Origin of the sequence: Psychromicrobium ferritrahens (assembly GCF_043789415.1) — a bacterium.
In the GTDB taxonomy this organism is placed as follows: Bacteria; Actinomycetota; Actinomycetes; order Actinomycetales; family Micrococcaceae; genus Renibacterium.
The window spans coordinates 1,467,911-1,491,398 of the sequence record NZ_JBDLLW010000001.1 but is presented as its reverse complement, the minus strand read 5'-3'; the positions used below and the strand labels follow the sequence as shown (position 1 = coordinate 1,491,398).

Genomic DNA, 23,488 nt, shown 5'->3' with positions numbered 1-23,488 from the left:
TATATCGATGCTACGCTCACCTCAACGGAATCAGCTAAGGAGCCGTCGTGGTCGAAGAAGATCATCACTCAGCATTAAGCCCCCGAGCACTGACAGTGTGGGCCAAGAGTGTTGTTGACCCGGAACAGCCAGGTGTTCTTCGGGGTTGGCTTCCACTCCATCAGCACCTCGATGATTCTGCTGCGGTAGCAAACAAGTTATGGAAAGAGTGGCTGCCCGAGAACGTCAAGAAGCTCATCGCAGCCCCGTTCGGCGGAAGTTACGAAGTGACTCAAAGGCTCTATACCTGGATCGCCTCCACGCACGACGTCGGCAAAGCCTCGCCAGCCTTCGCCGTCCAAGTTCCAGACCTCGCAGAGACTATGCAGCGCAGTGGTTTCACGATGGACTTCTCTCTCAGGGGCACGGACGAACGCCGTCAGGCACGTCACGAGTTGGTGAGCTACCTGGCGATGTCGGAGCGGCTTTGCACGACCCATAACTTTGAGAAGAACACAGCCAAAGGCTATGCCTCCATTATTGGCACCCACCACGGCAACCCGCTCACACGACAGGGCATTGATCACGTCGGGCTGAATGCCCGGCTGTTCGGGCGCGGTGCCTGGGACGAAGTGCGGCAGGAATTCCTGCGCAGAGCAGAACAACTCCACCTAGAAGAAGGCGACTTGGCCCTTTTCAGGGAGACGAAACTGCCGCAGACAGTGCAAGTCCTGCTCAGTGGCATGGTGATCGTCGCGGACTGGATTGCCAGTAACGAAGAGCTCTTCCCCTACGCCCGGCCCGGCGAGTCAATCGAGGAAACCACTGCGGAGCGTCTTGAACATGCCTGGCAGCAACTTGAACTTCCGGGTCCTTGGCGGCTCTCCAAACCCCCGATGGAACTCACCGAACACTTCAGCCAACGGTTTTCCCTGCCCCCTCAAACGACCCCTCGCCCCCTGCAAACAGCACTTTACGACGCCGCCAACTCAGCCCCCTGCGCAGAGCTGTTCATCCTGGAAGCCCCGATGGGATCAGGAAAAACCGAGGCAGCCTTAGCCGCCGCTGAAGTGCTCGCTGCTACTACCCAAGCGGGTGGCATTTTCATTGCCCTCCCCACTCAAGCAACAAGCGACGCCATGCTCGCCCGAACCTACGAATGGTTGAAAGCACTACCCACGAGCAGCACGCTTTTCCTCGGTCACGGAAAATCCCAGCTCAATGCGCAGTACTCGGGACTGCTCCGGGACGCCTACCAGCGCGCAGCAGGAATTGGCAGTGAACCACGGAGCCGGAAAGTCACCGATGACGACGTCGTCGCGCACCAATGGCTGACCGGGAGCAAACGCGGATCACTTGCCAATGTGATGGTCGGCACCGTTGACCAGGGACTCTTCCTCGCACTGTGTAGCAAACATCTCATGCTCAGACATCTGGCCCTGGCCGGAAAAGTGGTCATTATTGACGAGGTCCACTCCTACTCCGCCTATATGAACGTGTACCTCAACCAGCTCTTGCACTGGCTTGGTGCTTACGGAGTCCCAGTCATCTTGCTTTCAGCCACGCTCCCCGGCGCTCAACGTGAAGCCATGCTCCGTGCCTACGACGACGGACGCCGTCGTTCTCAGGGCAGCTACTCAGCCCGCCGGGCGGAACGGGATGCGATCCGCCAGAGCTACAACTTCCTCGCCGAGGATATTGGTTATCCGGTGATTACTCACACTCGGAACGGTGAGCTGCCAGCGATCCGCAAAATTGATTCCGACGGTCGTGGTATCAATATCGACTTAGAACGGATTGCGGACAGTTCCCAAGCAGTGGCAGAAACGTTACAAGAGGCCCTGGTCGAAGGCGGCTGTGCCGTGGTCATTCACAACACGGTGGCCCGGGTGCAAGAAACCGCCAATTATCTTCAACAACACTTCGGCGAGGACACCGAGATTATTGTGGCGCACTCTCGGTTTCTGTCAATTGATCGTTCCGCTAAAGATGCACTGCTGCTCGATAAATTCGGCTCGCAGAGCAGAGCAAAACAGCGTCCGCACAAAGCCATTGTGGTGGCATCACAAGTGGTGGAGCAATCGCTCGATATCGATTTTGACGTCATGGTGAGCGATCTTGCGCCCATTGACCTGATTTTTCAGCGGGCCGGCAGATTACATCGGCATCAGAGGGGGCTAAACCAGGTAGAAAGGCCACAGCCACTCCGCAAAGCGAGATTGATCCTCACTGGTGTGGATTGGGCGGCAACCCTGCCGGAACCGGCTAAAAAATATCAAAAGGTCTACTATCTGCACATCCTTTACCGCACCTTGGTGGTTTTGGATTCGCTCAAGACGCTCACCATACCGGAAGACATCCCACGACTCGTTCAAGAGGTTTATGGTCCGGACCAGCTCGGCGCTCCAGCCTGGCAGGAAAGTATGCTCGAAGCTGAGCGAGATTACCTCAGGGAGGTCAAAAGTAAACAAGAAGAAGCCAGAGTTTTCCGATTGGGGGACGTTCCCACTGAGCCCGCAAGCCTTGCTGACTGGAATCAACGGAGTATTGGCGATCTCAAAGATACCGTCAAAGCGCAGGCCACGGTGCGAGACTCCTCGCCCACTCTTGAAGTCTTGGTGCTCTGCCGTGACGACGTCGGCAATCTGATCACCCCGCCCTGGCTAGCGAAGCATGCGGCTATTCCGCTGCCGCTCAATCAAGCCCCACCTCCTTGGCTGAGCAAGATCATTCTGAGTTGCTCGCTCACGCTGCCCGCCACTATGTGCTTCGGCAATAAGATCGACCAGCTGATTGACGAGTTGGAAAAGCAGACACGGATCCAACTTCCCGAATGGCAAGCCTCCCGTGAACTTCGGGATGAATTGGCCATTGTGCTGGATTCCGAGCACAAGGTAGAGCTTTTGGAATACTCCCTCAGTTACTCTCCAGACCGTGGATTGGATGTGAACAACCTTGATTGAAAGTCTTGTCCTTGAAGAGATCCCTGAAACGGGAAGCAACGTTGCAGCAGGCTCCAGCGTCGTGAGTTTCAACCTGATCGACCAGCCGTGGATCCGGGTGAGATACCAGGATGGCAGTGTGACCGAGGTATCTCTGAGCACTCTGTTCCAAGACGCTGAGCAGATTATTCAGATCACCGGAGAGCTACCTAGCCAGGACTTTGCCGTTCTGCGACTTCTGCTGGCGATCCTGTACCGCAGCTTCGACAGCGAATTCACCGAAGACGACTGGAAAGCGTGGTGGCAAGAGGGCCTTCCCTTGGATGAAATAGGGCGGTATCTGAAACAGGTCGAAGACCGCTTCGATCTTCTGCATCCGAAAACCCCCTTTTTTCAAGTCCCTGATCTGCAGACGGCTAAGGGTGAGAACAAAGATGTTTCACTTTTAGTCTTCGACGTCCCACCGAATAAAAGGCTTTTCAGCATGCGGGCGGGAAGCGGCTTGGAACGCCTGAGTTTCGCGGAAGCCACCCGATGGATTGTGCACACCCAGGCCTTTGACTACTCAGGGATCAAATCTGGCGCAGTCGGGGACTCCCGCGTCAAGGGTGGAAAGGGGTACCCCATCGGTGTGGGGGCAGCCGGACGCCTCGGTGGAGTGAGTATCGAGGGGAAAAATCTGCGAGAAACCTTGCTGCTCAATCTAGTGAAACCTGCAGAGCGTGACGATGACTTTGGCGACGATGATCTACCACCTTGGGAAAAGCCTCATCTCGGCCCCGCTGAGGAATCAGAAGGACGTAAACCCACGGGCCCTGTCGACCTCTATACCTGGCAAAGCCGAAGGATCAGGCTTTTCCACGATGAGACCGGTGTGATCCGATGCCTGGTTTCTAACGGGGACAAGCTGGAGACTCCTGACCTCTTTACCAAAGAAAACTTGACCGCCTGGCGGCGAAACCCAACTTTTGAAAAATCATTGGGGCGTGCTCAGGTTTTCACCCCGGTGCAGCACAATCCGGCTCGGCTCTTCTGGAGAGGTATTTCAGCGCTTTTACCCAAGAAGACACCGCCAGCAGCCCTGGCTAAGGCCGGCCGAGAGACTTTTTTACCCGCGGTCATCGAGTGGCTTTATAAGGTGCAGGACGAGCTTCCCCGCGATGCTTATGTTTCCCTCAGAGCCTCCGGTGTGCTCTACCCCGACAGTCAGAACTCCACGGTGGGGGAAATTTTCGACGATCGCTTGCTAGTCTCCCTCGCATTGCTTTCCCAGCAAGACGGGGAACTGGGCACCCTGGCAGAGAACGCCGTCGTCCAAGCTGAGGGAGCGGTGCAGGCACTCAAGAATCTGGCTAAGGACCTGGTAGTTGCTGCGGGTGGTGACGGCGATGGGCAACGGCAGCGTAGCGATGAAACCGGCTACGCCGCCCTAGACCGGCCCTACCGGCGTTGGCTCAGCGGACTTGACCTAAACACAGACATCGAAGAAGCCAGAAAAACCTGGCGAACCGAATGCCGCCGCATAGTCGTCGGCCTAGCCAATGAACTACTAGACACAGCAGGACCCGCCGCCTGGAAAGGCCGAGAAAGGGATGGTTATTTGATCAATTCCTCATTGGCTGAACGAAAGTTCTATCAGCAAATTGCCAGAGTTTTCGGACAACAGAATTCCGGGACTGAAGATGAAGGGCCTCACGGAAGTGGAGGAAATGACGATGAGTGACCCACAAGAACCACGCTCTGTCCAGTTGAAAAGAGTAGTGCGCAAACGAGTCTCTGAACTGCAAGATGGCTACTTGCGGGATCGCAGTGCCGCGGTTGCACAACTTGCCCAGCTACGTTCAGGCGTCACCAAGGCTATTGGCGAAGATTTTTCCCTGATTGGGCTGACCATCGCCGAGCTCTACCAGGATGGTGATGAACTAGGGCAAGAAGCAGATTTTGCCGAGAGAGCTGCTTATGCCGCCATCACACTCTACGCGGTTCATCAGCAGTCCAAGCGGGATCGTCGGATGCATCGGGAGGGTGGTAACTCCCTGGGCCGAGCGGCCGGTGTGCTCCGCGTTAGATCGAAAAATGATGAAGCCGTGCGGCGGCGCTTCAACTCTTTAGCAACCGCGTCAACTCACGAAGGTACCTTGCACTATGCCCGTAGCTTGGTTCAACAGTTCCGGGCAGAAAACATCAGCCTGGACTACGTGAAATTCGCTGAAGACCTCTTCTGGTTGCAGGGAACAGGTGCTAGTCGAGTGCGAAGGCAGTGGGGCATCGACTTCTACCGGGTACCTCAGGACGCCGGGCAAGACGACGAAGATTAACGCTCACTTTTGCGGGTGAAGAACTAAAACAACTTCTAAGGAGACTGAGATGACCAATACTTATATTGACCTGCACGTTCTGCAAACTCTGCCGCCGAACAATATTAACCGAGATGACACCGGCAGCCCGAAGAGCGCTATCTATGGTGGAGTGCCCAGAGCCCGGGTCTCCAGCCAGGCGTGGAAAAAGGCGACCCGAGATGCTTTTGAAAACACCTTACGGGCTGACCAGCTAGGTGTCCGTACTAAGCGCGTGGTCGAGCTGCTCGCTGAAAGGATTTCGTCGAAATCCACTGAAATCGACGAAGATCTTGCGCTGGAACTGGCTAAAGACACGCTTGCAGCGGCAGGGATTAAGCTGACGGCTCCCAGGACGAGAAAAGGCGAAGAAGCCAAACCAGAGGAAGCTGGCTACCTGGTATTTCTGAGTTTTCTGCAGGTCGACCACCTGGCCGAGGCCGCTCTCAAAGCGGTGGGAGCCGAGGATAGAACTGGGTACTTGAAGAGCCTGGAACTGAAAAAACAACTCAATCTGGATCATTCGGTTGACCTTGCGCTCTTTGGACGGATGCTTGCGGATGCTACCGATCTCAATGTGGATGCTGCAGTACAGGTAGCTCACGCGCTCAGCGTGCACGCGGTGGATAACGAATTCGATTACTTCACCGCCGTCGACGATCATAAAGCTCAGGACGTCGAAGAAGATGCCGGAGCGGCCATGATCGGAACCGTTGAATTCAATTCCTCCACCCTGTATCGCTACGCCACCATCAATGGCGCCGGGTTACTCAAGAACCTCGGTGATGTTGAGGCAACTCGGGAGGCAGTTGAAGCCTTCGTGGACTCTTTTGTGACCAGCATGCCGACCGGCAAACAGAACACTTTCGCTAACCGCACCCTGCCGGAGGCCGTTGTCGTGCAGGTTCGCGCAACTCAGCCGGTCAACCTAATAGGAGCTTTCGAGACTCCCGTCGAGCAGCCGCGGCTCAAAAATGCCGCTCAGCTTCTTACAGCGCAGTCCCAACAGATCGATGAAGCCTATGGGACAGCACCCGTGAGCGCCTGGGTGATTCGAACTTCAGATGCTTTGGCCTCCCTTGACGCCTTAGGCCACCGCAGCTCTCTCAGCGACGCCGTCAAAGAGCTGGGAGAGCTTGTTGCGGAGCGTCTTCAGGAGCAGCAGTGAGTTCACTGACTTTCGTGTTGAAAGGGGCAATGCAGTCCTGGGGTGGCAGCAGCCGCTTCCTTACCCGAGGTACTGAACAGGCTCCGACGAAAAGCGGCGTCATCGGCCTATTGGCAGCAGCGAAAGGTAAGCGACGTACCGAACCGCTCACTGAATTTCTGAATCTGAAGTTCGGTGTGAGGATCGACCAGCCTGGTCGGTTGATTCGTGACTTTCAAACCGCCAAGCCGAGTGCAGGAGAAGCAATGCCTTTGTCATATCGGTATTACTTGGGCGACGCGGTGTTCTTGGCGGGTATAGAGAGCGAGGATGAGGAGTTTCTCGAAAGTCTGGCACAGAGCCTGGCTCATCCTGTTTTCCCGCTATACCTCGGCAGGCGCTCGTGTCCGCCGATCTTGCCGCTGAAAACCGAGATTCATTCGGCGGGGGTTCTGGACTCTTTGAAGGAACATCCCTGGCAGGCTGCGCAGTGGCACAAGAAAAAGGTTCAGCAAGAAAAGGTGAAACTGGAGATTCTTCTGGACGCCGAGCCGCTTACCCCAGGGGCGGAGACTTTCCGCGATGAACCGCTCAGCTTTGATCCCCGCCGTCGAGAATACGGCTGGCGCAGCGTGAAGAGTGAACAGGTCGAGGTTGGAAATGACTGTTTTGTTGAACCTCCTGGACCCTCAAAGTTTCCCGAGAGCGGGCACGACCCGCTTGCCGCGTTTTAGGAGAGCCTGAATGTACCTCACGAGATTCCAGATCAATCGGAAGAGACCCGGAGCCTATAAATTTCTCGGTTCGCCACAGGTGATGCACGCTGCAGTGCTGGGTGGATTTCCTGACCCGAGCCCGCGAGAGAGCGGACGAATTCTGTGGCGGATAGATAGCTGGGAAGGTAAGACTTTTCTTTACATCGTCAGTCCCGAGCAGCCTGATCTGACCCATTTGGTAGAACAAATCGGTTGGCCAACGACGCAAAGCTGGGAGACCAAACCCTACGGGGAATTGCTCTCACGTATTCAAGAAGGTGAACAGTGGGCCTTTCGGCTCACCGCTAATCCGACGAGAAGCATTCCTCATCGAGGAGTTGAGCAACAAAGAGGAAAAGTCTCGGCCCATGTCACTGCTGATCAGCAGAAGCAGTGGCTTCTGGACAAGGCAGAGAAGAGTGGCTTTGAGTTGCTCAGACCGGCTCATCCCGCCAGTTGGGAGACCGATCCACAGAGCGTTGTGCTGAGCGACCGTCGAACACTTAAGTTCAAGCGCCAGGGCGCTGAGGTGACGATTGCCACGGTAACTTATGACGGCGCATTGCAAGTCACGGATCGAGATGCGTTCGTCAATAGCCTCACCTGGGGAATCGGAAGGGCAAAAGGGTACGGCTGTGGTTTATTAACCATCGCTCCGTTGAATCTTGGTAAGGCGAGTTGAGATGAAACCTCCGGGTGCGCCTCCGCCGTCGTTACCCGAGTTGGTGCGAGTCGAGGACCGCATGACCTTCATTTATCTCGAGCACAGCGTGGTGCACCGGGAAAGCAACGCTATTACTGCCACGGATCAGCGAGGCACGGTGCATCTCCCCGCGGCTTCTCTGGGCGCGCTGCTGCTGGGGCCAGGTACGAAGGTGAGTCATCACGCCATGATGTTACTTGCCGAAAGCGGATCAACGGTTGTTTGGGTGGGAGAACAAGGAGTCCGCTACTACGCTCACGGGCGTTCACTCGCCAGGAGTTCCCGGCTGCTGGAAGCGCAGGCACGGTTGGTGTCGAATCAGAGTTTTCGTCTTGGTGTTGCGCGGGAAATGTATGCCATGAGGTTTCCCGGAGAAGATACTTCTGGGCTGACTATGCAGCAGCTGCGGGGCAGAGAAGGTGCACGAGTGAGACGCGTCTATCGTGAGGAGTCTCAGCGGACAGGTGTTCCCTGGACAGGCAGGACTTACGATGTGGCATATTTCGAGGCGGGCGATCCGGTAAATCAAGCGCTTTCGGCTGCGCATACCAGCCTCTACGGCGTCGTCCATTCGGTCATCGTGGCACTGGGATGTTCCCCTGGTTTGGGCTTCGTCCACACCGGTCATGTGAGGTCTTTTGTCTACGATGTGGCCGATCTTTATAAGGCTGAACTGACCATCCCCGTGGCTTTCGATATCGCACATCAGGGTTTGACCGACGTCGGAGGTGCGACGAGAAGGGCAGTTCGGGATCTGATGTACGGCGGAGCTTTCCTGAGTAGATGTGTGCGGGATATTCAGCATCTTTTGCTTCCTGATCAGGATGCCGATGGCATTGAAAGTTCTCTGAGCGAAGATGTGGTGCAACTCTGGGATGGGACGCGAAGGAACGTAGCCAGCGGTACATCCTATGAGTCCTATGAGGATGTGTACTGATGGTGGTTCTGGTCTTGTCAGCTTGCCCAGCCGGGCTACGAGGATATTTGACGCGGTGGATGCTCGAGCTTTCCGCCGGGGTTTTTGTGGGGCATATCTCTCAGCGAGTACGCGAGCTGATGTGGGAAAAGTGCGTCTTAATGATCGGCTCAGGGCGGGCCATTATGGTCTTTAGCGCGCGAAATGAGCAGCGTATGGACTTCAAAGTGCACGGTCATCATTGGTCACCTGTAGATATTGATGGAATCAGTTTGCTGCTGCGTCCTGCTGACGGTGCTCCGTCTTTTCCATCGGGACCTTCAAAGACCGGCTGGAGCAAAGCTGCCCGTAGAAGGAAATATGGGAATGGATGAGTCCGCCTGAGCTCGAGTTTAAGATGTTTAAAGTGAATGAAAAACCGCTTGCGACGTTGTAACGTCCCAGGTCAGGAAGTGTTGGTTCCCCGCTCGCGGGGATGAACCCGAGAATGGAGATTACTCTGGTGGGTCAATCTTGTTGGTTCCCCGCCTGCGGGGATGAACCCGCTCGATCTCAAGTCGTTCATCGTCAGTTTCCGTTGGTTCCCCGCCTGCGGGGATGAACCCAGAGTCAGTTCGTCGTCTGGATGTAAGTGTCTAGTTGGTTCCCCGCCTGCGGGGATGAACCCACAAGTTCCCCTTCACCAATCGGTGAAGGGGAGTTGGTTCCCCGCCTGCGGGGATGAACCCGCCGCGCAGCTTCGCTATCCACGGCACAACAAGTTGGTTCCCCGCCTGCGGGGATGAACCCGCAGGTTGCATGATCTGAATGTATCTAGGATGGTTGGTTCCCCGCCTGCGGGGATGAACCCTGGACCGACGATGACAGTGAAGAGAACGGAGAGTTGGTTCCCCGCCTGCGGGGATGAGCCCAAAGATGCCAAAGTGGGACAATTCAATGCCTCGTTGGTTCCCCGCCTGCGGGGATGAGCCCGATGGGACGGCGAACCAATCAGCAAAAATATCGTTGGTTCCCCGCCTGCGGGGATGAGCCCAGGCCAGAGTCAGTCGTCACAACCAAGGTAACGTTGGTTCCCCGCCTGCGGGGATGAGCCCCGGCGTCCGGGAAGTCGTGGTGTACGCGGTCGGTTGGTTCCCCGCCTGCGGGGATGAGCCCAAAACCTTGACGCACACGCTTCACCTTGGAGGGTTGGTTCCCCGCCTGCGGAGATGAGCCCAGCTGGAAGCAGTGCTCAGCTGAGCGGTTCTCGTTGGCTCCCCGCCTGCGGGGATGAGCCCTCCCCGGATAACGACGAACCGGTGCAGATCCTGTTGGTTCCCCGCCTGCGGGGATGAGCCCGCAAGCTTGTCTAGCTCAGTGGTCAGAGCCAGGTTGGTTCCCCGCCTGCGGGGATGAGCCCCCTTTCTGGCGCGACGGCGGAAGAAATGGACGGTTGGTTCCCCGCCTGCGGGGATGAGCCCTGAACCAGCTGGCCCGCGATAAGTCAGTGCAGGTTGGTTCCCCGCCTACGGGGATGAGCCGCTCTTGACGGTTTTAGCCGTCCCGTTCTTATCGTTGGTTCCCCGCCTGCGGGGATGAGCCCCAGCCTTGCAAGACCTTGCCTTGCTCGGTATCGTTGGTTCCCCGCCTGCGGGGATGAGCCCGGCAAAAAGGTTTACATCGACTTCGCCCCCAAGTTGGTTCCCCGCCTGCGGGGATGAGCCACCCAGATCGACCATGCCGCTGCTGCCACCGCGGTTGGTTCCCCGCCTGCGGGGATGAGCCCGCTCGTGCGGTGGATGTGGGGGAGTGGGTGCCGTTGGTTCCCCGCCTGCGGGGATGAGCCCTCGGACGGACGCTCACCCGAGACTTGCAGATCGTTGGTTCCCCGCCTGCGGGGATGAGCCCACCTGCGGAACCACGTTCGACGCCAAAGAACGCGTTGGTTCCCCGCGTGCGGGGATTTTAGGTTTCTGACAGTGCGCGTTATCTGACCCCACTGAATCCTCGGTTGACTGGGGCAAACCGGTATACCCCAGCGAAACATCGGATTCGCTGGGACCAGATACCCACCCACTGTCCAAATACTCGAAACATTCCTGAGTGCAACTTACAGAGCCAGTCTCCGCAGTAAGGTCATAGGTCTGAGGGTGCCCAAGCATGGTCAGGAACTCAGGAGTGTGAGATGAGTAGCGAGTAGAGTTCAGACGTTGTTTTCCCTGTACGAGGAGGGGATCTAGATTTCAGGATTAACCAGGTCACCGAGTATCTGCCCTGTACCTCCCGCTGGAATGAAGAAGATAGAGGAACGAGGAGCTCGAATGTCCGTTGAACCGGTGAATCGATAAACTCGTTACCTGTCGCCAAGAATTTGAGGTTCAGCTAAGAACCTAACAGCGGACTCGGTAGCTATGAACTCAGCGGGCTGTTGAACTGGCCAGCTTCAGCTGCGGTGCCGGTTACCGTAACTCGCTGTTGCTAGGCCCACGAAGGAAGTCCTTCGAAAGCCGTAACTACGCCGCTCGGCACTACTCTGAGAGCGAACAAAGGCCCCGAAACACCGGGAAACATGACGAAAACCGCCGATTTCCGCGGAAATCTCGGCGATTTTGCTGGCGAAGTCAGTGAGAACTGGTATGTTTTCGAACAGTGGCTAGAACGAATCCCATGTTTTAGCTCCATTCCGAGGTCCAGGAGGACATAAATGGCTAAGAATCGTAGTGAGCTTGTCGCTGAGGTTGCCGCCAAGGCTGAGACCAGCCAGGCTGCTGTGAACAACGTTTTGGATGCGGTTTTCTCCGTATTCGAAAGCTCCGTTGCAGCTGGCGAGAAGATCACCATCCCCGGATGGCTCGCTGTTGAGCGCACCGACCGCGCCGCACGTACCGGCCGCAACCCGCAGACCGGTGAGACCATTCAGATTCCGGCGGGCCACAGCGTCAAGCTGACCGCTGGCTCCAAGCTGAAGGCTGCCGTCGCGAAGAAGGCTCCTGCCAAGAAGAAGTAACCACAGACTTCACTCAGAGGCGGTCCCTTCGGGGGCCGCCTCTGGCGTTCCCGGGGGATTCCCGGGGTGCTTCTCTCAGCATCGCCACAGCTGATTGGCCCGAGCCACTCCGATGCCGGAGAATGGAGGGGTGCCTGCAGCGTCGATGACCCCCAAGACCCCCGAAGGCATCCGCAACCCCTGGATACTGTTGGCGGCAGTGGTAGCAGCGCTGGCGCTGGTCGCTGCCCTGCTCTTCGGCGGCGCGCTCAGTGCCAGTAAGCTTCTCGACGCCGGCCCTCTAGTCCGCTGGGCTCTGCCGATAGCGCTCATGGTCCACAATCTGGCGGTGGCCGTCGTCGTCGGTGCGCTGCTTTTCGCCGTCGTGATCTTGCCCAAGGATAGGGTCGCAAAGGGCCGGACCAGTACAAGCAAAAGCGTTGAAGAACACCCCGCGTTCAGCCGGGTGATGGCTCTCGCATCAGTTGCCGCAGTGGTGTGGACGCTGGCCGCCATCGCGGTGTTGATTCTCACCTATCTCAAACAATCTGGCCTCGCGATCTCCGGCGGTTCTGATTTCACTCGGGGCCTGGTTTTCTTCATGACCGATATCGACTCAGGCCGCGCCTGGCTCGCCATCTGCATCTTCGCCGCTGTGGTGACCACGCTGTGCTTCGGTGTGCGGGCCCTGACGGGTCTGGCATTGACCCTCATTCTGGCCGTGATCGGAATGGTTCCGCAGGCACTGATCGGGCATTCCGCTTCGGCGGCGGATCACCAGGGCGCGGTCAATTCGCTGCTGCTGCACATCGTCGGCGTGGCCCTCTGGTTTGGCGGCATCACCGCGCTCACTTTCATCTCCGGCAAGCTCGGCAAGCCCGAGGCGCTGACCGCCAAGGTGCTCAAGCGTTTTTCCTCGTTGGCGCTTTTCGCCTTCTGCCTGGTCTTCGCCTCGGGCGTGGTCAACGCCTCGATCCGGGTGACCAGTTGGGATGCGCTGTTCAATTCGCCCTATGGGCAACTCATCCTGATCAAGTCCGTCGCCACCCTCTTGCTCGGCGCCATCGGCTTCATGCACCGGCAGTGGATCATTCCGCAGCTGGAAAAGGGCGTTCGGACTGCGAAGCGGGTGCTCTGGCAGCTCATCCTGGTGGAACTCGTGGTGATGGGGGCGACCAGCGGAATAGCGGTGGGCCTGAGTCAATCGGCCCCGCCTCAACCCACCGAATATGCCCCCAACACCTCACCGGCTGAGATCCTTTCGGGGTACCCCTTGCCCCCTGAACTCACCCCTGTCCGCTGGCTCACCGAATGGCGAATGGACTGGCTGTGGCTGGCCTTCGCGCTTGGCGCTGCGGTGGCTTATCTCCTGGCCGTCCGTAAGCTCCGCAAGCGCGGCGACAGCTGGCCGATTTGGCGTGCCGTGGCCTGGTTGGTCGGGATGGCGGCGCTGATCTATGTCACCTCCGGGCCGCCGAGCGTCTATGGCATGGTGCTCTTCAGCGCGCATATGGTGGATCACATGGCGCTCACCATGGTGGTGCCGATCTTCTTGGTGCTCGGTGCCCCGGTCAGCCTGGCGCTCAAGACCTTGCGGCCCAGGGGAGACGGCAGTCGTGGAATTCGCGAATGGATTCTGGTCATCGTGCATTCCAGATTCTCCAAGTTGGTGACCCATCCGCTCTTCGCGGCGGCGAACTTCGCGGGCAGCATCGTGATCTTTTACTACTCCGGGCTGTTCGGCTATGCCCTTCGCGATCACGTCGGGCACGAACTGATGATCGTTCACTTCACCATCACCGGTTACCTCTTTGTGCTCTCACTGATCGGCACTGACCCGGTGCCCTATCGATTCCCCTACCCGCTTCGATTGCTCCTGCTGCTCGCCACCATGGCGTTCCATGCCTTCTTCGGCGTCGCCATCATGAGTTCCACAGCGCTGCTGCAAGCCTCGTACTTCGGCAACCTGGGCAGGTCATGGGGAGCCTCGGCGCTGGCCGACCAGCAAATAGGTGGAGCGGTGGCCTGGGGAATCGGTGAGGTTCCCACCGTGCTGGTGGCGATCGGCGTGGCTCTGATGTGGTCGCGATCCGACGCGCGTGAGACGAAACGTAAGGATCGCGCAGCCGATCGGAATAATGATGCCGACCTGACCGCTTACAACAACATGTTTGCTCAACTGGCTCAGCCCGGTTCGAAGCAAAGCTCGTCAAGCAATGCTCAGGGCACCAAGATAAGTTCTGAAACCAAGCCCTCCAGCCAAGAGAATCCAGAGGAGAAGCGATGACCGCGACCGCACCACGAGTACGCGCCTCCGAACTGATCGGCCGCGGTTGGCTGAATACCGGCGGGCAATCCCTGGACCTGGAGGCGCTGCGCGGCAAGATCGTGATCCTCGACTTCTGGACCTTCTGCTGCATCAACTGCCTGCACGTCATCGATGAGCTACGGCCTCTGGAGCAGAAGTACTCGGACGTTCTGGTCACGGTGGGAGTGCACTCGCCGAAGTTCGAGCACGAGGCGGATCCAGTGGCGCTGGCCGCCGCCATCGAACGCTATGAGATCCACCACCCGGTGCTGGATGATCCTGAGTTGGTAACCTGGCAGGCTTATTCAGCGCGTGCCTGGCCGACCCTGGTAGTGATCGATCCTGAGGGCTACATCGTGGCGAACCTCTCAGGAGAGGGCCACTCAGCAGGGCTGGAGTCCTTCATCCCCGAGCTGGTCGCCCAGCACGAAGCCAAAGGCACACTGCACCGTGGCAATGGCCCCTATATCGCTCCGGAGCCGCAAGCCGGAACATTGCGCTTTCCCGGTAAGGTGCTGCCGCTCGGGCAGCTGCCTGGCCACGAAGGGAACTTCCTGGTCTCTGATACCGGCCACCATCAGGTGCAGGAGCTGGCATCGGACTTAGAGACCGTGGTGCGCAGCTTCGGTAGCGGTGTCAAGGGCTTCACCGACGGCGGCGCGGAAGCCACTCAGTTCAATGAGCCGCAGGGGCTGACTTTGCTGCCCGTCGAGCTGGCCGCTCAGCTCGGTTACGACGTCGTGATCGCCGATTCGGTCAACCACCGGCTGCGTGGCCTCTCGCTGGCCACCGGCGAGGTGCGCACGGTGGCCGGAAACGGCGTCCAGCGCCTTCTCGATGCCGGCCCGGGGCGAGTGAACGACGACGGCGAGGCTGCTCTCGGTCTCTTGGCTGAGGACCCGCTGTCGGTGGCTCTCTCCTCGCCGTGGGACGTGGTCTACTCCTCGAAGCTGGGCCAAGTAGTGATAGCGATGGCAGGTGTCCACCAGATCTTTGGCTTCGAGCCCCTCGCCGGCGCGGTCAGCGTGCTCGCTGGCACCGGCCTGGAGGGCCTGCTGGATGGGCCAGCCGACCAGGCCTGGTTCGCTCAGTCCTCTGGTCTCGCGGAAGACGCCGAGGGCGATATCTGGGTGGCTGATTCAGAGACTTCGGCGCTGCGCGTGCTACGGATTGCGGATGGACGGGTCTCCGCGGTGGAGACCGCAATCGGCGAGGGACTCTTCGACTTCGGTTTCCGGGACGGCGAGGCCGGGCAGGCCAGGTTGCAGCACCCGCTCGGTGTTGCGGCGCTCCCCGATGGTTCGATCGCCGTCGCGGATACCTACAATGGCGCGGTCCGTCGCTACGATCCGTCAGCCAAGACCGTGAGCACCTTGGCTCGCGGATTAGCGGAGCCTTCGGATGTGCTGCTCGACGGCGAGCTGCTGATCGTAGTTGAGGCCAACCGGCACCAGCTGATCCGCCTGCCACTGCCCCAAGACGCTTTGCAGGTCGATGAGGGCGCGGCGCAGACCCAGCGTCCGACCAGCGCGGTGGCTCCAGGGGATTTCGCCTTGCAGGTGCGCTTCAGTGCGCCGACCGGGCAGAAGCTCGACGATCGCTGGGGGGATCCCACCCAGCTGAAGATCTCCTCGACCCCGCCGGAGCTGCTGCTCGGTGGTCAAGGCACCTCAACCGGTCTCAACCGGACTCTGGTGCTCAATGGCGAGGTAGCTGAGGGCATTCTGCACATCACTGCCCGGGCCGCGGCCTGCGATGGACCGGAGACCGCAGACGGCGAGATCCCGGACCACGCGGCTTGTCACCTCTACCAGCAGGACTGGGGGATCCCGGTGAAGCTCGTGGTCGACGGCGACTCAGGGCTGGAATTGGACTTGCGCGGAATGAACTGAGCCTCGTTTAACCGCCGAGTGTGCAGTTCTACACCTTTTGAAGGCTTTATAAGGTGTAGAACTGCACACTCGATAAGAGAGAAGTGCTTAGAGTGCTCCGCCGGCGGCTTCCGGAGCAGAGGAATCCTCGCCGCCGTCGCCAATGGTCTCGCGGGCGATGAAGTTCTCGATGTCGAACAGGCTGTCCGCGCGCTCGGCGATATTCACCAGGGTGCTCATCGAAGCTACTTCTTCCACCTGCTCTTTGAGGAACCACAGCATGAACTGCTCGCCGAGGGCGTCGTTCTCCGCACGCGCGGTGGCGAACAGCTTCTCGATCTGCGAGGTCACTTGCTTTTCCTGTTCCAGGGCGAGCTTGAGCGGCTCGGTGACGTCCTTGAAATCGTTGTAGATATCGCCGATGCCCGGGATCGCGACCTTCTGATCGCGGTCGAGCATGTACTGGACCATCATCATGGCGTGGTTGCGCTCTTCCAGGGACTGCTTGTAGAAGTGGGCAGCCAACTGCGGCAGATCTTGTCCATCGAACCAGACAGATACCGCGATGTACTGTTGTGAGGCAGCAAATTCGTGACCGATTTGCTCTTGCAGGAGTGTGCTGAATTGGCTCATGGTTACAGCCTAGTTATTCTGAGTGATTCGGAAAAGCAAGCAGAGCCAATCCTCAGTGAGAGTAGCCTAAGCTAGCTTGGCTAGGAGTAGTCCACCACGGGCGTCACCGAGACGGAATCACCGTTGATACTGAGCTTCGCGGTGAAACCGTACTCTTGTTCCTGGTCGATATTGCTATAGGCTCCGGTGCCCAGATCCTGCTCTTTGTACTGGATCCGCGCTTTGACTTTGAGCGGCGAGATGACCCATCCCCCGTTGTACGCCGAAATCGTCGCCTTGGGGTAGTCGGTGATGCTCCAGGTGATGGGGCCGCTGACTTCTTGCACGCTGTGGTGACTGAGCGGGCAGTCAGTTGGGAGCAGGACTTTCTGCGTCGTGCAGCCATCCAAGTACTTCTTCAAGGAGTCATTGACCTGGTCAACGAGTGCCTTCGAAGGCTCGGTGGTCAAGGCGAGCGGGGACGGCGCGGAGCTAGCGGATGCGAAGGACGCCGAGATCGGCTGAGCGGTGAAGAGCTTGCCTTGGTATTCAGCCTGATACTTTCCCGGGTAGAGCACGGAGAAGGTGTTCTTCCCGCTCGGCATGCTCACCGCCGTGCCATTGATCTGAGCCTGGTCCTGATTCACGATGGAGACCTCCAAGGTCGGCAAGGTGGTCGGTACAAAAGCCCACTTATTGAAGAACATCCATTGCACCCCGGCTGGCTCCAACGTGAAGTCCGTGTTCTGCGGTTGTCCATCCAGTTGATAACTCACCGAGATCTTGACCCGCCCACCGTTCAGCGTGGTCGGGTTACCGACGTGAATATCGCTGATGCCCGCAGCGGATTGCTTGAGGGCATCACCGTCCAAGAGCGCGGGTGAAGCGTTCGGCAGGTTGGCGCGCAATAAACCGATCGCCCGCTCGCCGTCGCCGTCCTGAAGTGCCTGGAAATAGTCGCGCACCGGCTGCTGAGGGCCGTAGAGGTTGGCGTTGACCAACTGAACGGTGATGATCGCTGCGGCCACGGTGAGTAGCAGCCCGAAGAGCCAGCTGGCCGCAATGCGTACCAGCCGTGGACTCGTGGGGGCTGTTGCCGTCTCCGGTTCACTCAAGGGCAAAGGCTAACGACGACGACGGCGCGAGCTAGTGCCGAAAATATCGCGCATAATCGAATTCCCCAACCCGGTTCCCATTGAACGGACCATCGACTTCAATCCGCCACCGAGAATGCCGCCGAGTGCGCCAGCGATCTCAGCGCCGAAACCGCCGCCTTGCTGCTGGGGTTCCGGCAGCGGTGCGGGTGGCGGAGGAATCGGCACAGGAGGTGCCGGGGCGGGAGGAACAGCCTCTCCCACGGAATCACCCGTGGCTGGAGCGGCTTTGTTCTGCAGTTTCTCAAAGGCCGAAACGGGATCAGTCTCGGTGCCGTACTTGGCGAGTAGCGAAGACCCTGCCACCGTGGACTTCACCAGGTCATCGGCGCTCGGGCCCATCACCGATTCAGGAGCGCGCAATCGGGTCAGTGCGACCGGAGTCGGTGCACCTTTCTCATTCATCACGGTGACCACGGCTTCACCGATGCCAGCGCTGGTGAGCACTTCCTCCAGGTCGTAGTCGCTCACCGGGAAGGTGGAGACCGTGGCCTTGAGCGCCTTAGCATCGTCAGGAGTGAAAGCGCGCAGCGCGTGCTGCACCCGGTTGGCCAACTGGGCCAGCACATCCGCCGGCACGTCCTTGGGGGTCTGGGTGACGAAGAAAATGCCAACGCCCTTAGAACGAATCAGCCGGACGGTCTGGGTGATTGCAGCCAAGAAGGCTTTGCTCGCTCCGTTGAAGAGCAAATGAGCTTCATCGAGGAAGAAGACCAGTTTTGGCTTATCCGCGTCGCCGACCTCCGGTAGCTCACGGAACAAATCAGCCAGCAGCCACATCAGGAAGGTGGAGAAGAGCAGCGGTTTATCCTGTACGTTCGGTAGCTCGAGGCAGCTGATCACGCCTCGGCCATCGGGAGCGTTGCGCAGCAATTCAGCGGTGTAGAATTCCGGAACTCCGAAGAATTTGGTCATCCCCTGAGCCTCCAGGGTGACCAATTCACGCAGGATGACGCCGGCTGTGGCCTTGGAGAGGCCGCCCAGATTGGTCAGCGCATCCTTGCCCTCATCGGAGGTGAGGAACTGGATGACGGCTCGCAGGTCCTTCAGGTCGTAGAGCTCAAGGCCTTCGGTATCGGCATAGTGAAAGATCAGCTGAAGGCTGGATTCCTGGGTCTCATTCAGTTCCATCACGCGGGAGAGCAGGATCGGGCCGAAGGAGGTGATGGTAGCGCGCACTGGCACACCGTTGCCGTCTCCGCCCAGCGCCAAAAACTCGACGGGGAATGCCTTGGCAGCCCAGTCCTGCCCCAAGCTCTGAGTGCGCGCGGTCAGCTTATCGCTGCTGGTGCCCGGCGTCGCCAAGCCCGAGAGGTCGCCCTTGATATCGGCCATGAACACCGGAACGCCAGCTGTTGATAGCTGTTCGGCGATCATATGCAGTGTGACGGTCTTGCCGGTGCCGGTCGCACCAGCCACCAGGCCGTGCCGGTTCATCATCGAAAGCGGGAGCCGTACCTGGGCATCTTTATAGACCTCGGAGCCCACCAGCGCTGCGCCGAGCGCGATCGCTGGAGTCTCGAAAGTGTAGCCCTGGGTGATATTTGCGACCGTTTCTGCCGCGCTCTTAGAAGCCATGAGGTTAGATTACCCGTTGCTTCCGCACTGCGTCCTCTTTACGCCATGAGCATGAGCAGGTTCTTCTTACCGATCAGTAGGTGCACTTCGCCGAATTCGGTTCTGCGAGCAGGACTGAAAGTCGTAGCTGCTCAGCGATTCAGCGCGAAAGGCGGTTGCTCCAAGCCAGCGGTGACGGCTTCGGCGGGATCATTCCCCAGCTTGACCACCTGGTTATCGGCATTCACATGAACCACCGTTGGCAGGTAGGCCCTGGCCTCCTCGGTGGTCATCTGCGCATAGGTGATCAAGATGACCAGATCCCCTTCGTGCACCAGATGCGCTGCGGGTCCATTGATACCGAGCACACCCGAACCACGTTCTCCCGCGATGGTATAGGTCTCCAGCCGTGCGCCATTATTGACGTCGACGATCGAGACGAGTTCGCCGGGCAGGATATCTGCGGCATCCAAGAGGTCCAGGTCCACGGTGACCGAGCCAACGTAGTGCAGGTTGGCGTGGGTGACGGTAGCCCGGTGAATCTTGGACTTAAACATGGTTCTGTTCATGACATATATAAGTCTAAACCGTGCCGGAATATTCGCCATTCACGCTAATCCGCAACTCATCGGTTCAGCGTTGAACGGCATTGAGCTTCCGGCCCATGATTGCCTGCTCCAGAGCGTCGACCACATCGCTACGTGCCAGCGGATTGCGGATCAGGGTGAAGTCCACCTCGCCCACCGGGGGTAGTTCAAAGCGGCGAGTGATCGACACCAGGTCTTCCGGGATCAGGGTTGAAGGCATCACGGTGACGCCGATACCTGCGCGCACCGCCGCAATCACCCCGTTGATCTCCTTGGTGTTGCAGGTGATCCGCCAGGTCCGCCCCGCGCTCTCCAGCGCATCGATGGCCAGCTTCCGGCTCAGGCTGGGGCTCGGATAGGCGATCAGCGGCACCGGAGCCTCCGGGTCAAGCTGGGTCTGCTCAAGTCCGACCCAGGAGAAGTGATCATGCCGCACGACCCGCCCTTCCTGGCCGGTGCCTTCTATCCCGCTACTTTCCTGCAGCGCGGAAACCCATTTCACGAAGACCAGATCCAGTTGCCCCGCCTTGACTCGGCGGTAGAGCTGATCGCTCTGGCTCACCGTCAGTTCTAGGTTGATCTGTGGGTAGAGCTGGCGGAAATCCCGCAAAATCGTGGGCAGCCGGGTGTAGGCGAGATCATCTGCGGTGCCGAAGCGCAGCCTTCCTCGCATCGCGGCGCCGGAGAAGTACCTGGCGGCGTCATCCTGAGCGGCCATGATGCTCCTGGCGAAACCGGCCATCGCATCACCATTGTCAGTTAAGCGGACCTCCCGGGTGTCCCTGGAGACCAGCTGCCGGCCCACGTGATCCTCCAGTTTGCGCACGTGCTGGCTGATGGTGGGCTGGCTCAGTCCCAGGCGCTCCGCAGCCCGGGTGAAATTGAGGGTTTCAGCTACCGCCAGGAAGCTGCGCAACTGATCGTTGTCGTACATCGAGACACCTGCTTCACGCCCTATCCATTACAGAACATAATGCTAGTTATGGGGATTATATGTCTTCCAAATGACGTTGTGGCTGGGTAGCGTTAAAGCATTCCCAACCCGAGGATTTTTCCGTGGCTTCCCCCGCAACCGCCCAATTACCCGTTCAACAACCAGTCCAGCAGAAGTCCCGTAGCCAGAGACCGGCCGCTCAAGAAGCTCCCCGGGTGAGCACTGTGCTCCCGGACACTGTGCTCCCAGCCACCGCGCTCCCGGACACCGCGAGCATGCGAGCCGTTGCCAGCCCTGATGTCACCGCACCGATCAGTGTGGTCTCCGCTAAGAGCAGCCTGAAGGACACCTTCGCCGCCTTGAGCATCCGGAATTACCGCTACTTCACGATGGCCCATTTTGTTGCGGTGATCGCACTCTGGATGCAGCGCATCGCACAGGACTGGATGGTCCTGCAGCTCTCCGGTTCGGTGGCTGCCGTCGGCATCACGGTGGCTCTGCAGTTCGCTCCCACGCTGTTCCTCGGACCCTGGGGCGGAGTGCTCGCCGATCGCTTCTCCAAGCGGACGTTGCTGATCATTGCGCAGTCCGCTGCTGGGGCGCTGGCCGCCGTCATGGCGGTGCTCGCGTTGAGCGGCGTGCTGCAGGTCTGGCACGTTTACGCCGTGGCCTTTCTGCTCGGCCTGGTCACCGTGGTCGATCAACCTGCTCGCTCTGTCTTCGTCAACGAGCTGGTGGGGCCGCGGCATTTGCGAAACGCGATCAGCATCAACTCCTCGGTCTTCCAGCTGGGCGGCATGATCGGTCCGGCGATTGCCGGCGTCATGCTGACAGCGGTGGGCGGAGGCTGGGCTTTTGTGGCCAACGCGGTGGCCTGTGCCTTCACCGTCTTCATGCTCATCGTGATGCGCACGGCAGATTTGGTCCGGTCAGCCCCGGCCCCGCGCTCCAAGGGAATGCTGGCTGAAGGGGCCAGATATTTGGTGCGTAAACCGGCAATCCTCTTCTCTACCGTCATGGCCGGCTTCGTCGCGGTCTTCGCTTTGAGTCTTCCGGTGCTGATGGCGGCCTTTGCTGATCATGTTTTCGACGTCGGAGCGGGCGGCTATGGCCTACTGAACACCTTGATCGCCATCGGTGCGCTGCTGGGTGCCTTGGCCTCTACCCGGCGCAGTGAGCTTCGGCTGCGCTCGGTGATCAGCAGCGCCGGGCTCTACGGCGTGGCCTTGGTGGTGGCGGCTTTGATGCCTTCGATGTGGAGCTTCGCCACGGTCATGGTGCTCGCCGGTTTTGCCTCCCTGATGTTCCTCACCGGAGCCAACCAGCTGGTGCAGATCTCCACCAATATGCAGATCCGGGGCCGGGTGATGAGCCTCTATGTGATGGTGTTAATAGGTGGCCAGGCGCTGGGCGGTCTGCTGATGGGCTGGATGGCCGAGCACTTAGGGCCGCATCTGACGCTGGTGATCTCAGGCGCGGTGCCGGTTCTGGCCGCCGTCGTTATCGGTATGGTGCTGGCTCGGCGGGGTGAGCTGATGCTCAAGGTGAACTTGAGGTCCTGGCGGCCAGCCGACGTGCTAAGGATTGTGCCTCGCGCTGGCGCTTAGACAAGCGTTTAAACCACGAAGGGTCATCGGCTCAGAGAGCAGATGACCCTTCAGCGTGGAGCGGGCGACGGGAATCGAACCCGCGTATCGAGCTTGGGAAGCTAGCGCTCTACCATTGAGCTACGCCCGCACTGAGAGGATTTTTCAGATGCCACCGAAAATATCCCGGAGACCAGCATAGCGGAGTTTTGCGTTTCACTTGCGATTCCCAGGGCCGGGCGAAGCAGCGGATAGGCTGGAAGCTGGTCGGTGCTGAGCAGATCGATGATGCGCAAGGGGAAATGAGCGATGGTTTTCTGGGCTAAGTGGCGGCAAGCGTTCCGTGATAACCGGGGGCAGAACGGTGAAGGGGACGTCACGGAGTTCCGCCGAGGTGACCACGTGCTGGTGACCACTTCGTGGGGGAATCCCAAGGAGCAGACGGTGGTGCTGATTCACGGCATCGGGATGGGGCAGCAATATTTCGGTCTGCTGCGTGAAGAACTGCTGAAATCCTTCAATGTCGTCACCATTGACCTCCCCGGTTTCGGCGACTCCCCCGAACCCGAGCACTCCTTGCCGATGCCCGATCTCGCCGATCTGCTCGCCGAGTGCTTCAAGGCTCAGCAACAGCCCCCACTTGCCCTGGTGGGGCATTCGATGGGCACCCAGGTGGTTGCTGAACTTGCGGTCAGGCACCCCGAGCTGGTTTCTCATCTGGTGCTCATTGCTCCCACGGTCAATTCCCGGGAACGTACCATGTGGCAGCAGTCCCTGAGGATGCTTCAGGATCTCTGGGGAGAATCTCCGCTGGTCGGTTTGGTTGGTTTAGTGCTTTACGCCAAGGCCGGGCCACGTTGGTTCCTGAAGAAGTTCAACACCATGCTGCAGCATCGGATTGAGCTGATTGCGCCCCGGATCACCGTGCCGACCCTGGTGATCCGAGGCTCAGAAGACCGAGTCTGCCCACGGGGCTGGGTGCAGGAAGTCTCAGACCTGATTCCCGGCGCTCATCTGCTGGAGGCTCAGGGCCGGGGACATGAGGCCATGATCACCGCGGCTGAACCCGTGGCCCGGATGATCTACGGCCACCTTCGAGGATGACGCCTCGGTTCAGACCCGGCGAACGGCTGAAC

The 23,488-nt window shown here is 59.0% G+C and carries 18 protein-coding genes, 1 tRNA gene and 1 CRISPR repeat array; of the genes, 13 read left to right on the top strand and 6 right to left on the bottom strand.

Going from position 1 to position 23,488, the window contains the following annotated elements; all coding sequences use genetic code 11:
• The first annotated feature begins 47 nt into the window (after positions 1-47).
• The 11 genes from cas3 (at position 48) to ABDK06_RS06825 (ending at position 15,943) form a co-directional block, all read left to right on the top strand.
• Entirely contained in the window at positions 48-2,942 is a 2,895-nt protein-coding gene (cas3, locus tag ABDK06_RS06875) for a CRISPR-associated helicase Cas3' (protein ID WP_394940225.1), read from the top strand.
• A gap of 61 nt (positions 2,943-3,003) precedes the next feature.
• Positions 3,004-4,644, top strand: coding sequence for a type I-E CRISPR-associated protein Cse1/CasA (casA, locus tag ABDK06_RS06870; protein WP_394940224.1), 1,641 nt, complete (start codon positions 3,004-3,006; stop codon positions 4,642-4,644).
• A complete protein-coding gene (gene casB / locus ABDK06_RS06865; RefSeq protein ID WP_394940223.1) occupies positions 4,637-5,239 on the top strand; it encodes a type I-E CRISPR-associated protein Cse2/CasB in 603 nt (200 codons plus the stop codon). Before casA ends, casB begins: the two co-directional genes overlap by 8 nt.
• 49 nt (positions 5,240-5,288) lie before the next feature.
• Positions 5,289-6,425: a type I-E CRISPR-associated protein Cas7/Cse4/CasC gene (gene cas7e, locus ABDK06_RS06860; RefSeq protein ID WP_394940222.1), complete on the top strand. Its 1,137-nt coding sequence runs from the start codon at positions 5,289-5,291 to the stop codon at positions 6,423-6,425.
• Positions 6,422-7,138, top strand: coding sequence for a type I-E CRISPR-associated protein Cas5/CasD (gene cas5e, locus ABDK06_RS06855; RefSeq protein ID WP_394940221.1), 717 nt, complete (start codon positions 6,422-6,424; stop codon positions 7,136-7,138). Before cas7e ends, cas5e begins: the two co-directional genes overlap by 4 nt.
• Positions 7,139-7,148: 10 nt before the next feature.
• Positions 7,149-7,841, top strand: a complete 693-nt coding sequence (gene cas6e / locus ABDK06_RS06850; protein WP_394940220.1) for a type I-E CRISPR-associated protein Cas6/Cse3/CasE — start codon at positions 7,149-7,151, stop codon at positions 7,839-7,841.
• Position 7,842: 1 nt separating this feature from the next.
• Complete coding sequence (gene cas1e, locus ABDK06_RS06845) at positions 7,843-8,799, top strand: type I-E CRISPR-associated endonuclease Cas1e (protein WP_394940219.1); 957 nt, start codon at positions 7,843-7,845, stop codon at positions 8,797-8,799.
• A complete protein-coding gene (cas2e, locus tag ABDK06_RS06840) occupies positions 8,799-9,152 on the top strand; it encodes a type I-E CRISPR-associated endoribonuclease Cas2e (protein ID WP_394940218.1) in 354 nt (117 codons plus the stop codon). The genes cas1e and cas2e overlap by 1 nt, the downstream gene beginning before the upstream one ends.
• Before the next feature lie 80 nt (positions 9,153-9,232).
• Positions 9,233-10,665: a CRISPR direct-repeat array (repeat unit 29 nt; unit sequence GTTGGTTCCCCGCCTGCGGGGATGAGCCC).
• Between the two features lie 796 nt (positions 10,666-11,461).
• Positions 11,462-11,764, top strand: coding sequence for an HU family DNA-binding protein (locus ABDK06_RS06835; protein WP_179389467.1), 303 nt, complete (start codon positions 11,462-11,464; stop codon positions 11,762-11,764).
• 112 nt (positions 11,765-11,876) lie between these two features.
• Positions 11,877-14,030, top strand: a complete 2,154-nt coding sequence (locus ABDK06_RS06830; protein WP_394940217.1) for a bifunctional copper resistance protein CopD/cytochrome c oxidase assembly protein — start codon at positions 11,877-11,879, stop codon at positions 14,028-14,030.
• A complete protein-coding gene (locus tag ABDK06_RS06825) occupies positions 14,027-15,943 on the top strand; it encodes an NHL domain-containing thioredoxin family protein (protein WP_394940216.1) in 1,917 nt (638 codons plus the stop codon). Before ABDK06_RS06830 ends, ABDK06_RS06825 begins: the two co-directional genes overlap by 4 nt.
• Positions 15,944-16,030: 87 nt before the next feature.
• On the opposite strand, the gene ABDK06_RS06820 is transcribed toward ABDK06_RS06825, so the two are convergent.
• From ABDK06_RS06820 to ABDK06_RS06800, 5 genes are all read right to left on the bottom strand, one after another.
• Positions 16,031-16,555: a ferritin gene (locus ABDK06_RS06820; protein ID WP_394940215.1), complete on the bottom strand. Its 525-nt coding sequence runs from the start codon at positions 16,553-16,555 to the stop codon at positions 16,031-16,033.
• An 80-nt stretch (positions 16,556-16,635) separates the two neighbouring features.
• Entirely contained in the window at positions 16,636-17,649 is a 1,014-nt protein-coding gene (locus ABDK06_RS06815; protein ID WP_394940214.1) for a hypothetical protein, read from the bottom strand.
• 9 nt (positions 17,650-17,658) lie between these two features.
• Positions 17,659-19,266 (bottom strand): helicase HerA-like domain-containing protein, encoded by a 1,608-nt coding sequence (locus tag ABDK06_RS06810; protein ID WP_394940213.1) that lies wholly within the window; start codon positions 19,264-19,266, stop codon positions 17,659-17,661.
• Between the two features lie 131 nt (positions 19,267-19,397).
• Positions 19,398-19,814 (bottom strand): aspartate 1-decarboxylase, encoded by a 417-nt coding sequence (panD, locus tag ABDK06_RS06805; RefSeq protein ID WP_394940212.1) that lies wholly within the window; start codon positions 19,812-19,814, stop codon positions 19,398-19,400.
• Positions 19,815-19,878: 64 nt separating this feature from the next.
• The gene (locus ABDK06_RS06800) at positions 19,879-20,766 is read right to left on the bottom strand and encodes a LysR family transcriptional regulator (RefSeq protein WP_394940211.1); all 888 of its coding nucleotides are present in this window, start codon (positions 20,764-20,766) and stop codon (positions 19,879-19,881) included.
• 275 nt (positions 20,767-21,041) lie between these two features.
• On the opposite strand from ABDK06_RS06800, the gene ABDK06_RS06795 reads away from it, so the two are divergent.
• Positions 21,042-22,373 (top strand): MFS transporter, encoded by a 1,332-nt coding sequence (locus tag ABDK06_RS06795; protein ID WP_394940812.1) that lies wholly within the window; start codon positions 21,042-21,044, stop codon positions 22,371-22,373.
• Positions 22,374-22,429: 56 nt separating this feature from the next.
• Here the strand turns inward: ABDK06_RS06795 and ABDK06_RS06790 are convergent.
• Positions 22,430-22,503, bottom strand: a tRNA-Gly gene (locus ABDK06_RS06790).
• 158 nt (positions 22,504-22,661) lie between these two features.
• On the opposite strand from ABDK06_RS06790, the gene ABDK06_RS06785 reads away from it, so the two are divergent.
• Positions 22,662-23,456 (top strand): alpha/beta fold hydrolase, encoded by a 795-nt coding sequence (locus ABDK06_RS06785; RefSeq protein WP_394940210.1) that lies wholly within the window; start codon positions 22,662-22,664, stop codon positions 23,454-23,456.
• The last annotated feature ends 32 nt before the right edge of the window (positions 23,457-23,488 follow it).